General features: G+C 72.0%; 12 protein-coding genes. 5 read left to right on the top strand and 7 right to left on the bottom strand.

Going from position 1 to position 13,837, the window contains the following annotated elements:
• Window positions 1–69: 69 nt before the first annotated feature.
• Entirely contained in the window at window positions 70–2,544 is a 2,475-nt protein-coding gene (locus AN215_RS15300) for a HelD family protein (protein WP_070013559.1), read from the bottom strand.
• Between the two features lie 273 nt (window positions 2,545–2,817).
• Here AN215_RS15300 and AN215_RS15295 point away from each other — a divergent pair, with 273 nt between their 5' ends.
• Window positions 2,818–3,264 carry a DUF4190 domain-containing protein gene (locus AN215_RS15295; RefSeq protein WP_139140748.1) on the top strand — a complete coding sequence of 149 codons (447 nt, stop codon included), beginning with the start codon at window positions 2,818–2,820 and terminating at the stop codon, window positions 3,262–3,264.
• A 41-nt stretch (window positions 3,265–3,305) separates the two neighbouring features.
• Here AN215_RS15295 and AN215_RS15290 read toward each other — a convergent pair whose 3' ends face one another.
• The 6 genes from AN215_RS15290 to AN215_RS15265 all read right to left on the bottom strand — a co-directional run bounded on the left by AN215_RS15290 (window position 3,306) and on the right by AN215_RS15265 (window position 11,341).
• Window positions 3,306–4,586, bottom strand: a complete 1,281-nt coding sequence (locus AN215_RS15290; RefSeq protein ID WP_079123081.1) for a uroporphyrinogen-III synthase — start codon at window positions 4,584–4,586, stop codon at window positions 3,306–3,308.
• 386 nt (window positions 4,587–4,972) lie between these two features.
• Window positions 4,973–6,400 carry an MFS transporter gene (locus AN215_RS15285; RefSeq protein ID WP_070013557.1) on the bottom strand — a complete coding sequence of 476 codons (1,428 nt, stop codon included), beginning with the start codon at window positions 6,398–6,400 and terminating at the stop codon, window positions 4,973–4,975.
• A gap of 93 nt (window positions 6,401–6,493) precedes the next feature.
• Window positions 6,494–7,852 (bottom strand): acyltransferase family protein, encoded by a 1,359-nt coding sequence (locus AN215_RS15280; RefSeq protein WP_079123080.1) that lies wholly within the window; start codon window positions 7,850–7,852, stop codon window positions 6,494–6,496.
• Window positions 7,849–10,017 (bottom strand): bifunctional polysaccharide deacetylase/glycosyltransferase family 2 protein, encoded by a 2,169-nt coding sequence (locus AN215_RS15275; RefSeq protein WP_107374403.1) that lies wholly within the window; start codon window positions 10,015–10,017, stop codon window positions 7,849–7,851. Before AN215_RS15275 ends, AN215_RS15280 begins: the two co-directional genes overlap by 4 nt.
• Window positions 10,018–10,106: 89 nt before the next feature.
• A complete protein-coding gene (locus AN215_RS15270; protein WP_139140747.1) occupies window positions 10,107–10,799 on the bottom strand; it encodes a hypothetical protein in 693 nt (230 codons plus the stop codon).
• Between the two features lie 137 nt (window positions 10,800–10,936).
• On the bottom strand, window positions 10,937–11,341 hold the full coding sequence (locus AN215_RS15265; protein WP_070013555.1) for an ATP-binding protein: 405 nt from the start codon (window positions 11,339–11,341) through the stop codon (window positions 10,937–10,939).
• Window positions 11,342–11,454: 113 nt separating this feature from the next.
• Here AN215_RS15265 and AN215_RS15260 point away from each other — a divergent pair, with 113 nt between their 5' ends.
• The 4 genes from AN215_RS15260 (at window position 11,455) to AN215_RS15245 (ending at window position 13,703) form a co-directional block, all read left to right on the top strand.
• Window positions 11,455–12,279, top strand: coding sequence for a helix-turn-helix domain-containing protein (locus AN215_RS15260; RefSeq protein WP_070013554.1), 825 nt, complete (start codon window positions 11,455–11,457; stop codon window positions 12,277–12,279).
• Window positions 12,276–12,545, top strand: coding sequence for a DUF397 domain-containing protein (locus tag AN215_RS15255; RefSeq protein ID WP_070013553.1), 270 nt, complete (start codon window positions 12,276–12,278; stop codon window positions 12,543–12,545). The genes AN215_RS15260 and AN215_RS15255 overlap by 4 nt, the downstream gene beginning before the upstream one ends.
• A 61-nt stretch (window positions 12,546–12,606) precedes the next feature.
• A complete protein-coding gene (locus AN215_RS15250; protein WP_070013552.1) occupies window positions 12,607–12,972 on the top strand; it encodes a DUF4180 domain-containing protein in 366 nt (121 codons plus the stop codon).
• Between the two features lie 62 nt (window positions 12,973–13,034).
• Entirely contained in the window at window positions 13,035–13,703 is a 669-nt protein-coding gene (locus AN215_RS15245) for a maltokinase N-terminal cap-like domain-containing protein (protein WP_070013551.1), read from the top strand.
• Window positions 13,704–13,837 lie beyond the last annotated feature (134 nt).

The following is a 13,837-nucleotide window of genomic DNA, read 5'->3' as shown; positions in this document are numbered from 1 at the left end:
GGGCCGGTGCCACATCCAGGCTAACAAACGGCCTCAGGGAGCGATTCCCTTCCCTGGAGGCGATTTCCGTCAGTCTCTGAGCAGCTCCGGAACACCGTCCGCGTCCGGCAGATCCTGCTCCCCGGACAGCACCGTGAGCCGCTGCGTCGCCCGCGTCAGGGCCACGTACAGCACCCGCAGACCGGCACCCGTGCCGGCGCCGGCACGGCCCCCGCCGCCCGCCTCATCCGCGTCGTTCTCGTCGTTCGCTTCGTCCGGGTCGTACTCGGCCCGGGCGGTGCCGGCGATCCCGGCGGGCGAGACCACGAGTGTCGCGTCGTACTCAAGTCCCTTGGCCTCAAGGCTTCCCAGCGTCACGACGCGGTCGCCGAGGCCGGCCAGCCATTCGCGTGCCTCGTCCCTGCGGTGCATGGGGACGATCACGCCCACGGTGCCGTCCACCTCCGCCAGCGCACGCTCGGCCTCCTCGCGCACGGCCGCGCTCAACTCGCCCCGTACGGCTGCGAAGCGGGGCCGCAGGCCCGTCGAGCGCACCGCCTTCGGCGGCGCCATGCCCGGCATCGCGAGGGCCAGCACCCGGTCCGCGAGCTCCGCGATCTCGGCGGGATTGCGGTAGTTGACGGTCAGTTCGAAGCGTCGGCGCGGCCGGGCACCCAGGGCCTCGGTGCGTGCCTCGGCGGCCTCCCGGGTGTCGGGCCAGGAGCTCTGGGCCGGGTCGCCGACGACCGTCCAGGTGGCGTGCCGGCCGCGGCGGCCGACCATCCGCCACTGCATGGGCGTCAGATCCTGTGCCTCGTCGACGATGACGTGCGCGTAGTCGGTGCGCTCCTCCGTCTGCCGCTCCGCGCGGTCGCGGCGCGCGGTGGGGTCGCGGTCGGCCGCCGTCGTCAACTCGTCCAGCCCGGTGAGCTGTTGGAGGACTTCCTCGGGAGAGGGCTCGGTCTCGCGCCGGAGCGGCTTCGGGGGCGGGCCGAGCAGCACGCGGAGCTCGTCCAGGAGGGCGACGTCGTGGACGGAGAGCGGGCCGTGGCCGTGCGCGTCGAGACGGCGCAGCGAGGCGGCAACGGCACTCGCCTCGCCGGGTTCCAGCAGGCGGTGCCCGCGGCTGCGGCTTCCCCGCGCGCCGGACCGCCCTCCGCCGGACCGGCCAGGACCGGACCGGGCGGACCTCACGGGTACGCCCGCGATGCGCGCCAGGTTCTCCCCGTCCGCGAGCGAGGCCAGCACACCGCGCGGCGTCAGCTCCGGCCACCACGCGTCGAGGAACGCGATGAACTCGTCCTCGGACGAGATGTCCTCGTCGAACGCCTCGCGGGCCTCCGCCGCCAGCTCCGGGTCGGTGTAGCGGCCGCCGGCACCGGACTTCTCCCACAGCGCGTCCAGCAGGAACTTGCGTGCGCGGGGGCGCATCAGGTTGACCGGAGCGGTGCCGCCGAGCACCTGCCGCCGTACGTGGCGCAGTTCGGCTGCGTCCAGTTCGACCCGGTTGCGGAAGGCCACGACCCGCAGCACGTCCGGCACCTCGCCGGCGTCCAGCGCGGCGCGCGCCGCCCGGTGCAGCACCTTCGCCATGCGGGCCGATCCCTTGACGCGGGCCACACCGGGGGTGTCGTAGGTCTCCGCCTCGGCGCCCTCGACGAGCGACCCGAGCGCCCGCACGGCGACCTGCCCCTCCTCGCCGAGGGAGGGCAGCACGCCTTCGGTGTAGGAGACGAGCAGCGGTGTCGGGCTGACGACGAGAATGCCACCGGCGTACCGGCGCCTGTCCTGGTAGAGCAGGTACGCGGCGCGGTGCAGCGCGACGGCGGTCTTGCCCGTGCCCGGCCCGCCCTCGACCTCCGTGACGGACGCGGCGGGCGCGCGGATGACCATGTCCTGCTCGGCCTGGATGGAGGAGACGATGTCCCGCATCGCGTGCCCGCGGGCACGCCCGAGCACGGCCATGAGCGCGCCGTCGCCGACGACGGACAGCTCCCGGCCGCCGATGCCGGCGCTGACCTCGGGGCGCAGCAGGTCGTCCTCCACGCCGAGGACCTGGCGGCCCTTGCTGCGGATGACCCGGCGGCGTACGACCCGGCCGGGCGCGACCGGCGTCGCACGGTAGAAGGGCGCGGCGGCCGGTGCCCGCCAGTCGATGACGAGCGGGGTGTAGTCGGCGTCGAGCACGCCCATGCGTCCGACGTGGAGGGTCTCGGCGATGTCGGCGGAGCCGTCGGGGCGCACGGCGCCCTCGGCGGGCTCGATGGACGTGTACGCGCCGTCCGGGCCCCTCTCCGCGTCCGCGCCGGGCAGCAGGTCGATGCGCCCGAAGAGGAAGTCCTCGAACTCGCGGTTCAGCCTGTTGAGGTGCACGCCGGCGCGGAAGACCTGCGCGTCCCGCTCGGCCAGCGCTCCCGGGGTGCCGACCTGAGCCCGCTTCGAGGCGTCGTCCATCAGGAACTCGGCCTCGTGGATCTTCTCCTCAAGGCGGCGGTACACCTCGTCGAGGTGCTGCTGCTCCTCGCGGATCTCCCGCTCCCGGGCGGAGTCGTGCTGCGCTGCCAACGCGGCGGCCCCCCTTCTGCGGGTTCTGCGGGTTCTCAAGGTTCTCGGGGTTCTGCGAATTCAGGCCCCTGCCGGCACAGGGCGAGGACGATACTTGCCGCGGCCGTACGCGGCGCTCCGCTCTTCCCGGGCTCGCCCTGGGGCAGCCGTCAACCGTACGCGAACGACCATGCCCCGCGCACCCTGCGGCGGGCCGTCCGGAAATGAGTAACGGGGCCGGAGCGGGGCAGGAAGCGGACTACCCGGGAAGCCGAGCACGCCGGAGGACGCGCCATGACTTCACCTCAGAGCTGGGATGCGGCACATCAGGGTCCAGGTCCGGGCGGAGGCGCCTGGCCGGGCGGCGAGCCCGGGATGTGGGAGAACCCGAGGCCGCCGCGGAACGGCATGGGCGTCGCCGCCCTCACGCTCGGGCTGGCGGGCGCGCTGCTGTTCTGGACGGTGCTGGGCGGGATCGTCCTCGGCCTGCTCGCGCTGATCTTCGGCATAGTCGGCTTCCGCCGCGGCAAGCGGGGCGAGGCGACGAACGGCACGCTCGCCGCCGTGGGCGCGGTCATCGGGGCCCTCGCCCTCGTCGGTTCGTCCGCCGTGCTGGTCTTCGTGGTCTCCGTGGTGAGCTCCGGGGACTACAGCGAACTCGAGGACTGCATGCAGGGGGCGAACACGACGGCCCAGCAGGAGCAGTGCGAGCGGGACTTCGTGGACAGCATCAGCCCGTAGCCTCAGCCCGGAGTCTCAGCCCGTGACCTCAGCCCGGGGGCTCAGCCCGCGTGGCCGCCGGGGCCGGCGTCCTCGCCTGCCTCGCCGCCCTCGCCGTCGCCGTCCTCACCGGCGCCGCCGCTCCCCTCACCGCCGTCGTACTTGCCGCTTTCCGAGGCCGCGTCGAGGGCCAGCCGGTAGCCCCGCTTGACGACGGTCTGGATCAGCTCCGGAGCGCCCAGCGACACCCGAAGCCGCGCCATGGCGGTCTCCACCGCGTGCTCGTCGGTCCCCGACCCCGGCAGCGCGCGCAGCAGTTCGGCCCGTGAGACCACCCAGCCGGGGCGGCGGGCCAGCGCCCGCAGCAGCGCCATCCCCGCGGGCTGCACGGAGCGCAGCTCGCCGTCGACGACGACCGCGCGCCCCCTGATCCCGACCCGGTGCCCGGCGACCGGCAGCGCCCGTACCCGGCCGGGCAGGCCGGTGCAGAGCAGCTGTACGAGGGGGCCGAGACGGAAGCGTTCGGGCTGCACCGTCGGCACGCCCTCGTTCTCCAGCGGCAGCGCCGTCACCGGGCCGACGCACGCGGCGAGCACGTCCGTACGCATCGCCTCCAGCAGTGCCTCCCGTACGCCGCGACGCCCGGCGCGCTCCAGCAGTGAGGCCGCGGCCGGCGCGCTGGTGAAGGTGAGTGCGTCGACGCCACGGGCGAGCGTCGCGTCGATCAGGCGGTCCACTGGAGCGATGTCCTCCGGCGGCATCCAGCGGTAGACGGGTACGCCGACGACCTCGGCGCCCGCCGCCCGCAGCGACTCCACGAAGCCGGGCAGCGGCTCGCCGTGCAGCTGCAGCGCGATGCGCCGCCCCTCCACGCCCTCTGCCAGCAGCCGGTCGAGCACCTCGGCCATCGACTCCGACTCCGGCGACCAGGCCTCCTTCAGACCTGCCGCGCGGATCGCGCCGCGCACCTTGGGGCCGCGGGCGAGCACCTCCACCTCGGCGAGGCGCCCCAGCAGGTCCGCGCCGAAGCCCCAGCCCTCGGCGGCCTCGACCCAGCCGCGGAAGCCGATCGCCGTCGTCGCGATCACGGTGTCGGGGGCGTGCTCGACGAGGGCCTTGGTGGCGTCGAGGAGTTCGCTGTCGTCGGCGAGCGGGACGATGCGCAGCGCGGGCGCGTGCAGCACCTCGGCGCCGCGGCGTTCCAGCAGCGCTCCCAGCTCCTCGGCCCGGCGGGCGGCGGTGACGCCGACGGTGAAACCGGCGAGCGGCTTCACCTGCTGCCGCCCGCCATGCGCGTCTGAATCGCCCCGCGCGTCCCGCGCGCCTCGTTCCGGCTCTTGCATGTCGTTCTCGCTCCGCCCCTGCTCGTACCTGGTCCGTGGCCCGGGGGTACCCGCGGCACGGCCAGGGGAGTCCAGCCGAACACACAGTTCCCCGGGCCTCGCGACCCGGGAGGTGACTCCGACGAACGGCCGCTGCCGTTCCGCGTGACCTCGCCGTCGTGGCCGAACCTCCCCCGGGCTTCTCTCCCGCGGCCCCGGCGCCCGGGGAGGACACCCGGGCGAGGTCCTGCCGGCTGACGCCGTTACGGCCCGGAGTACCGAGCCTGTCAACAGCGGATGACCGGCTCGGTACTCCGGGGTTTCCCGGCTGTTACGCGGGGCGCCCGCACCCCGCGCACCTCGGCTCACATCTCCCGGCTCACATCTTCCGGCCCACGCTCCCGGGCTCACACCTTGGCGTACGCGGCGGGCTCGCTCTCCTCTTCCGGCGCCGGATTCGCCGCCCCGGCGCCCCCTGCGGTGCGCTCCGTCGCGCCCGTACGCCGCAGATACACGGCCCATGTGACCGCGCAGCACACTCCGTAGAAGGCCAGGAAGGTGAGGTATGCCGCCGTTCCTGTCCCCACCGTCTCAAACGACTGCCGGAAGGCGAGGTTGATCCCCAGCCCGCCCAGTGCTCCAGCCGCGCCGATCAGGCCCATCGCCGCGCCCGAGAGCCGTCGGGCGCTCGCCGCCGCGTACTCTCCGGTGCCGCCGGCCGCCAGCGCCTTCGCGTGGAAGACCGCCGGGATCATCTTGTACGTGGAGCCGTTGCCGACGCCGCTCAGTACGAACAGCGCGGTGAAGCCCACCAGGAAGAACGGCAGCGACTCCCGCAGTGACGCGGCCACGACCACGAGCGTCGCCGCGCCCATCGCCGCGAAGTTCCACAACGTGATCCGCGCCCCGCCGAAGCGGTCGGCGAGCTGCCCGCCCAGCGGCCGTACGAGCGATCCCAGCAGCGGACCGAGGAAGGTGAGCGAAGCGGCCTGCAGCGGCGTACGGGCGAACTGCGTCTGGAGCACCAGCCCGAACGCGAAGCTGTAGCCGATGAACGAGCCGAAGGTGCCGACGTAGAGGAAGGACATGATCCAGGTGTGCACGTCCCGTACCGCCTCACGGGCGGCGCCGGTGTCGTTGCGTACCGGCCCGAGGTTGTCCATCCAGCGCGCGGAGCAGACGGCGGCGAGCACGATCAGCGGGATGTAGAGGCCCAGCAGGACGCGCGGATGCCCGGCGCCGGCGGTTGCGATCACGGCGAGGCCCGCGAGCTGCACGACGGGCACTCCGATGTTGCCGCCTCCCGCGTTGACGCCGAGGGCCCAGCCCTTGCGGCGCAGCGGGAAGAAGGAGTTGATGTTCGTCATGGACGAGGCGAAGTTGCCGCCGCCGACGCCGGTGAGCAGCGCCACCGCCATGAACGTCGAGTAGGACGTGCCGGGCTCCATCACCAGCCACGCCGCCGCCGTCGGGAGCAGCAGCATGCCCGCGCTGATCACCGTCCAGTTGCGGCCGCCGAAGCGGGCGACGGCGAACGTGTACGGCACCCGGCACACCGCGCCTACCAGCGTCGCCATCGCGACCAGCAGGAACTTGCCCGCCGGGTCGACGCCGTACTCGGGGCCCATGAACAGCACCAGGACCGACCACAGAGTCCACACGGAGAAGCCGATGTGTTCGGAGAGGACGGAGAGCAGGAGGTTGCGGTGCGCGACGCGTTCGCCGCTCTCACGCCAGAACGTCTCGTCCTCGGGCTCCCAGCGCTCGATCCAGCGGCCCTTGTTGTGCTTCGAGCTGTCGTTCGTACTGCCGGTCTCATGGGTCGCGGGTGTCATGACGCCTCCACAGTTCTCCGGGTGTCGCACCCGAAGCTAGGGACGGCGCGTTTCGGTGCCGTGCTCTGACGTGTCGCGCAGGAAAACCTGCGCTCACCTGCCGCTGCCGTCGCCGGTGAGAGACGCACCCGGTCCGGCCGGTCCGGATACTCCGCCGCTCGTGGCGGCGGCGGCCGCCGCGGGCGTCTTCGTACGGGGCCACAGCCGCGCCCGTCGTCGCGCCGCCACGTCCTCCGCCCATCCGAACGCCGCGATCAGCAGCGCCACCAGCGGCCAGACGGCCAGGAACATCAGCACGTCGTACGAGCTCTCCAGCGCGCCCGACAGCCCCTGCGAGTCCGCGACAGCCGGAACGCGCCACAGCAGGTCCAGCAGCGGCACAGTCGCGATCAGCGCCGGCTGATGCCACAGATAGAGGGTGACGGCACGTGAGTTGGCGAGCGTGACGGGACGCTCCAGCCGGCTCAGCGGCCCCGGCAGCCGGTGCCAGGACGGGCTGACACGGAGCAGCAGCAGACAGAAGCCGAACGACCAGAGGGCCTGGCCGAGCGGGATGTCGTTCAGGTCCCAGCCGTCCTCGCCGGGGTGGCCGCCCGCCCACCACAGGCCGGCCGCCATCGTCACGGGCGCGGCGAGCGTGACGGCGTACACGGGGAGGCGGCGCAGCAGCCCGTCGTGGTGCGCGAAGCCCAGCAGCCAGCACGAGCCGTACACCGCGAAGTCGGTGACGGCCTCGCCCGTCTCGCCGGGGACGGTCACCAGTCCGGTGCCGACGACGGCGGTGAGCGCGAGCGGCGCGAGCAGCGTCACCCACGGCAGCCGCCGGAAGGCGCGCAGCAGCAGCGGCGAGGCCAGCACGAACCACAGATAGGCCCGCAGGTACCACAGCGGCCCGGCCGCCTCCATCGCCCAACTGACGTCCAGCAGGCCGCCGTCGGAGCCGATCTGCTCCGGGTACGGCGGGCTGCCGAGCGGCACGATCCAGCAGAGCAGGCGCAGCCAGCCGCCCGCACCGCCCTGTCCCGGCCGCCATCCCTGCAGGAAGAGCACCGTCAGCAGCACGGCGCCGTACAGCCACAGCGGCAGCAGCAGCCTCCGTCCCCTGCCGCGTACGACGCCGGCAGCGGGACGTCCCAGCGACCGCGCCATCAGGGAACCGGCGAGCGCGAACATCACGCCCATGGACGGGAAGAGGAACGTCAGCCACGCCCAGCTGAAGGTGTGGTACACGACGACGCGCACCAGGGCGACCGCCCGCAGCAGGTCCAGATAGCGGTCCCGGACGGGGGCGGAGGCGGGGGCTGGAACGGGGGTGTGTACGGGATCGGGGTCGGTGGCGGGAGCGGCGGACGGTGCGCGGGGCGCCTCGGCCCCGGCCTCCGCCGCTGTCCGCACGCCCTGAGGGGGCGCACCGGACGGCGTCCGCCTGTGCGCGGCGCGGTGAGGGCTCATCCGACGGAGCTCTTCTGCCGCGTCCCCCGCTCCCCCGTAACAGGTGCATCGGCCGCGGCGACCGCCTCGGGCACGTCGGCCGGCGCCGTCGCCCGCCCGCCCGGCGGCGAGGGTGCCGCGCCCATCAGCCCCGTACGGCGCAGCTTCTGCCACCGCAGCCGCCCGCCCGTCAGCGCGGTGATCCACGACTGCATCAGCACCACGTACATCAACTGCCGGTACAGCAACTGCTGGAGCGGCAGCGTCAGCAGCGGCGCCAGACGCTCGCGGTCCAGCCGGAACGCGTACGCCGCGCAGAGCCCCTGCACCGCCAGCACGGCCAGCCATGCGCCCGCCGTCTTCAGCGTCGGCCCGAAGACCAGCCCGTAGACGAGGAAGACGTCGATCAGCGGCGCGAGCAGCGGCGCCAGCACCGTGAACATCGAGACCAGCGGCAGTCCCACCCGCCCGAAGCGTCCCGACGGGCCGCGCTCCAGCACCGCGCGCCGGTGCTTCCAGATCGCCTGCATGGTGCCGTAGCTCCAGCGGTAGCGCTGCGACCACAGCTGTTTCACCGTGCCGGGCGCCTCCGTCCAGGCGCGCGCCCGCTCCTCGTACACCACGCGCCAGCCGTCGCGGTGCAGCGCCATCGTGACGTCGGTGTCCTCGGCGAGCGTGTCGTCGCTGAGGCCGCCGACGCGGTCGAGTGCCGTACGCCGGAAGGCCCCGACGGCGCCGGGGATGGTGGGCATGCAGCGCAGCACGTCGTACATGCGGCGGTCGAGGTTGAAGCCCATCACGTACTCGATGTGCTGCCACGCGCCGATCAGCCTGCGGCGGTTGCCCACCTTGGCGTTGCCGGCCACGGCCCCGACGCGCGGATCGGCGAAGGGCTGGACGAGTTCGCGAACCGTCGAGGGTTCGAAGACGGTGTCGCCGTCCATCATCACGATCAGGTCGTAGCTGGCGTGCCGCAGGCCGTTGTTGAGGGCGGCGGGCTTGCCCGAGTTCGCCTGGCGCAGCACGCGCACACCCGGCAGGCCGAGCTCCTCGACGATGCCGGCGGTGCCGTCCGTCGAGCCGTCGTCGATGACGATCACTTCGAGCGGGTGGTCGTTGGCGACGAGTGAGCGGACGGTGTCCGCTATGCACTCGCGCTCGTTGTACGCGGGCACGAGCACGGTGACGGGCTTCGTCACGGGCTTGGCATCGGGCGGGGGTTCACCGCCGGGCGGTCCTCGCCGCCGTACGCGCCGTACGCGCCGCACGTGCACCGTCGACAGCACGAGCATCAGCACGAACCGCGCGACGACCAGGAAGCCGACTGCGATCAGCGCCACCACCAGCACACCCATGGCGTTGTCGGACACTCCGACCGCCCCGACGAAGGCGCGGCCCTGCCACAAGTCCGGGCCGTGCACCGCCGAGTGGGGGCTGGGGGCGCCCAGCGCCTCGGTCAGCCGCGGGAATTCGTAACCCTTCGCCTGCAGCTCCGGCAGCATCCGGTCCAGCGCCGCCACCGTCTGCGAACGGTCCCCTCCGGCGTCGTGCATCAGCACGATCGCGCCCTCGCCGGGCCGTTGCGGCGTGGCACGCCGCACGATCTCGTCCACGCCGGGGCGCGCCCAGTCCTCGCTGTCGGTGTCGATGAACGCGGTGATGTAGCCGTGGCTCGCGACCTCTCGCACGACGGGCCACGACCTGTCGTCGAGCGCGTCGGCGGTGGAGGAGTAGGGCGGCCGGAACAGCGAGGTGTGCACGCCCGCCGCGCCCGCCAACGCGAGCTGGCTCTGGGCGAGTTCACGCTGGATGCGGGAGGCGGACTGGTAGGACAGGTCGGGGTGGTTGAAGGTGTGCAGCCCGACCTCGTGGCCCTCCTCCACCATCCGCCGGACCAGATCCGGGTAGCGGGCGGTCATCGTCCCGGTGACGAAGAAGACGGCGTGCGCGTCGTGTTCGGCGAGCTTGTCGAGGACCTTCGGCGTCCACTCCGGGTCGGGGCCGTCGTCGAAGGTGAGCACGATCTTGCGGTCGGGCACGCGGTGGCTGACCGGCCGCTCGCCTCGTGCGTCGAGCACGGGCCCTCCCGAGAGGACCTTGTCGGGTACGTCACCGGTGGGGGCGGGGGGCCGTACGCGGTGGTCGGCGAGGAACTCGCTGTGCACGTAGCCACGCAGCAGCAGCATCACCACGACGACGACGAGCAGGACCGACGGGATCAGGTAACGCAGCGGCAGGCGGCGCCGCTTGCGACGCGGACGGTTGGACGGGTTGCTCACTCGGCACCTGCCGCCGAGGGGCGACTCGCACCGTCGCCGCTGCCGCCGCCGAGCTGGTCGAGGATCTGGTCCAGGATGCCGCCCTGGGGTGAGGGGTCCGGGGACTCGGGGGACTCCGAGGGGTCCGGTCCGGGCTCGGCGGGTGTGCCGCCGCCGGTGGAGCCCGTGGAACCCGTGGAGCCCGAGCCGCCGTTCGCGGAGCCGGCGGGCGGCTTCGCGCCGGACGTGCCGCCCTGGCCGCCCTTCTTCACGCCTGCGCCGCCGCTCTTGGAGGCGTCTTGTGCCGGTGCCTTCTTCCCGGACGGACGGGCAGCGGGTGAGCTCTCGGACGAACTCCCCGGCACACGCGCATCGTCGGCACCGGAAGCGCCCGGTGTGACGGATCCGCCGGGGCTCGGCTCGCCGGAGGGGCTCGCGTCCGCTCCCGGGAGCTCCTTCTGCGCCTCGTCGTCCCGCTCCGGAATGACGCGCGTAGCCCGGGGGCTGTCTCCGTCGCCCGGAATCAGCACCCCCCAGGGCGCCTCGGAGTTCCCCCCGGCGACGGTCACCGCCACGACGAGTGCGTAGCCGCCCCCGACGGCTCCCAGCGCCAGGCCGAGCCGGCGCCACCTGCGGCGCCGCCCGCCGCTGTTGTCCACGAAGACCGGAGCCGTGCCGCCCTCCGGCTGCCCCTCAGAACGTTCTGCCATCTTCACTTCGCGCCCTCCCCACCCTGGCGAGCACGCCCCCTCCTCATTGGAGGAGAAAATGTAGCGCAAATGTGGAGGGCGAAATGTGACTAGTCAGCTTTTTTGCCTACTCATTGAACAAGCCAGTGACAAGGCTGTTACAGGCCGAACTCGACCCACACGATCTTGCCCGGGTCCCGTCGCTCGACGCCCCACTTGTCCGCCAGCTCCGCGACGAGCCGCAGCCCGCGGCCACCCGCCTCCAACTCATCGTCCACTTCCGGGATTTGGGGCCACCCGGGCCCGCTGTCGTGCACCTCGACCCGGCACAGGCCGTCGTGATCGAGCCACACCAGCACTCGGAACCCCCGCCCCGGTGGCACTCCGTGAACGACCGCGTTGGTGGCCAGCTCGCTGACGCACAGCGTCACGTCCTCGAAGCGTTCCCGGACCGCCCACTCGCTGAGGGCCTTCCGTACGAACGTCCTGGCCGCGGGCACCGACAGCCGCCGTCGGGGCAGGAAGCAGTCCCGGAAGCGGGGCAGTTGAATGTCACCGTTCATGCGGTAACGGTCGCGCTCCGTAACTAGGATTCGTAACCGCGAGCACTCGTACGGATCGGTTGTACGGGTCGGATTCCGGTCATGCGCCGGGCCGTCGGGGGAGGAACGTCTGCATGCAACCCGGAAAGAAGCGCAAGAAGAACGCGTCCGCGATGAAGCTCGTCGGCGCCCTGCTCGCCCAGTTCCGCCGGGCGGCGGGTTACACGCAGGAGTCCCTCACCGAGCGGATCTGCGCCCAGTACGACACGGTCGCCTCCATCGAACAGGGCCGCCGCCCGCTCAAGTCGGACCTCGCGGAACAGCTGGACGCCTTACTCGACACGAAGGGGGCGCTGGCGGTCGCGGTGGCGAACATGCCGGAGATGGACAAATACCCGGTGTGGGCGGCGGAGTTCGTGGACAGGGAAAGCGAAGCGATTGCCCTCAATTGGTACGAGAACCAGGTGGTGCCGGGGCTGCTCCAGACGGAACGCTATGCCCGGGCTGTCTTTCACAGCAGAGTCCCAGCAGCCAGCAGGGATGAGATCGAGACCCAGGTCGGCGCTCGCATCGACCGCCAGGAGATCCTGCAACGCACAGAGCCGCCAACGGCGAGCTTCGTCATCTCGGAAGCTGTCCTGCGCGACAGGCTAGGCGGCTGGGCGGTGTACCAGGAACAACTCAGTTACCTGCGAGAGCTGGTCGAACTGCCGGGGCTCTCGCTCCAGATCATGCCACTCGGCCGGGAGAGTCACGCCGCACTCGACGGGCCTTTCATCTTGCTGGAAACTCCTGATCACGAGCATCTGGCGTACACGGAGACTCAGCGTGGCAGCCAACTGATCTCCGAAGCAGATGAGGTCAGCATCCTCGCGATGAAATATGCGATGCTGCGGACGCAGGCGCTCAACCCCGAAGAAGCAGAGGGCCTGTTGGACCGGCTGCTAGGAGAGGCATGAACAGCGCATCCACGACCCGCGGCCCCGACGACTTCTCGTGGTTCAAGTCCAGCTACAGCGGAAGCGAAGGCGGCGCGTGCCTCGAAGTCGCCTACGCCTGGCGCAAGTCCAGCTACAGCGGAAGCGAAGGCGGCGAATGCCTCGAAGTCGCCACCTGCCCCACCGCCGTCCACGTACGGGACTCCAAGAACCCCGAGGGCCCGGCCCTGGCCCTCTCCCCCGCCGCCTGGTCCGCGTTCACGGAGTTCGCCGTCACCCGCCGGTGACGGCCCGGCGCCGGAGAATGCTGTCGCGTTCGCCGACCCGCCGGCCATAGCCTTTGTCGCCATGAGCAGCACTGTGGAGCAGATTCATGACGTCACCGTCCTGATGTGCGCCGACGACGGCGACGTCATCAGCGGCGAGCGCGACGTCATGGACTACATCGGAGACGCCTTCTACCAAGAGGCCCAGTGGGTCGTCATCCCCGCCGGGCGGTTGGACGAGGCGTTCTTCCGGCTGCGTACCCGTATCGCCGGGGACATCGTCCAGAAGTTCGTCAACTACCGGCTGGGCATGGCGGTCGTGGGCGACATCTCCCGTCACACGGAGGCCAGTTCGTCGCTGCGGGACTTCGTCCACGAGTGCAACCAGGGCCGTCAGACATGGTTCCTGAGCGACATGGAGGAGCTGCGGAAGCGCCTCAGCACCTGAGGCCGTAACGCCGACTGGGGCCTGCGAAGGCTCACACCAGCCTGACGAAGGAGATCACCGGCATGGCCACCATCCACCACAGCACCGTCAAGCCGACCAAGCTCGAACTGCTCACCACCTGGCTTCCCTCCCGCCCGTGGTATCGCGGCGGCGCCGGCAAGCCGGAGCTGACCAAGGCGGGCGGCTTCCGGCTGGACGACCCGGAGGGCGAGGTCGGGATCGAGTTCATGGTGGTCACCGACAGCGCAGGCGCCGCCCCGGTCACGTACCTGGTGCCGCTCACCTATCGAGGTGCCCCGCTCGGCGGGGCGGACCACGCCCTCATCGGCACGATGGAGCACGGCGTGCTGGGGCGGCGCTGGGCATACGACGGCTGTCACGACCCGGTGCTGGTCGGCCAATTGATCGCCCTCATCGAGGGCCGGGCCGAGGCTCAGGCCCAGAGCATCAGCGACACTCCCGACCCCGAAGTCACCCGTTCCGGTACGGGTGAAGAGATGCACGCGGACCTCACCGCCGCCCCCGCGGCGATCGACGACCAAGAGGGCACGGAGCTGGCCGTAGCGCATGGCGGCACTCTCCGCCTGCACCGCATCCTGCAGCCCGCGCCCGAGGACCCGCCCCAGCTCCGGCAAGGAGCGAGCGGCCATGTCGCCGGGCACTGGCAGATGCCGGACGGCACCCGCGCCCGCGCGCTGTTCGCCGTCCTGCACGCCGAGCCCCGCGCATAGCGGGACCGCCGGGAACCGGCCCCGGCGCACCGGGCCGGTGATTGTCATAAGCGTGACTATCGCGCCCGGAACCGTCGCTGCCGGACTACGTTGCCCGTATGCAGCCTTTGGGCGGGACGTACCGAATCGGCTCG

The sequence above is a fragment of the Streptomyces abyssalis genome, from assembly GCF_001751365.1.
GTDB lineage: Bacteria > Actinomycetota > Actinomycetes > Streptomycetales > Streptomycetaceae > Streptomyces > Streptomyces abyssalis.
The sequence above is the reverse complement of the archived record's forward strand: the minus strand, read 5'-3'. Positions and strand labels throughout refer to the sequence as shown.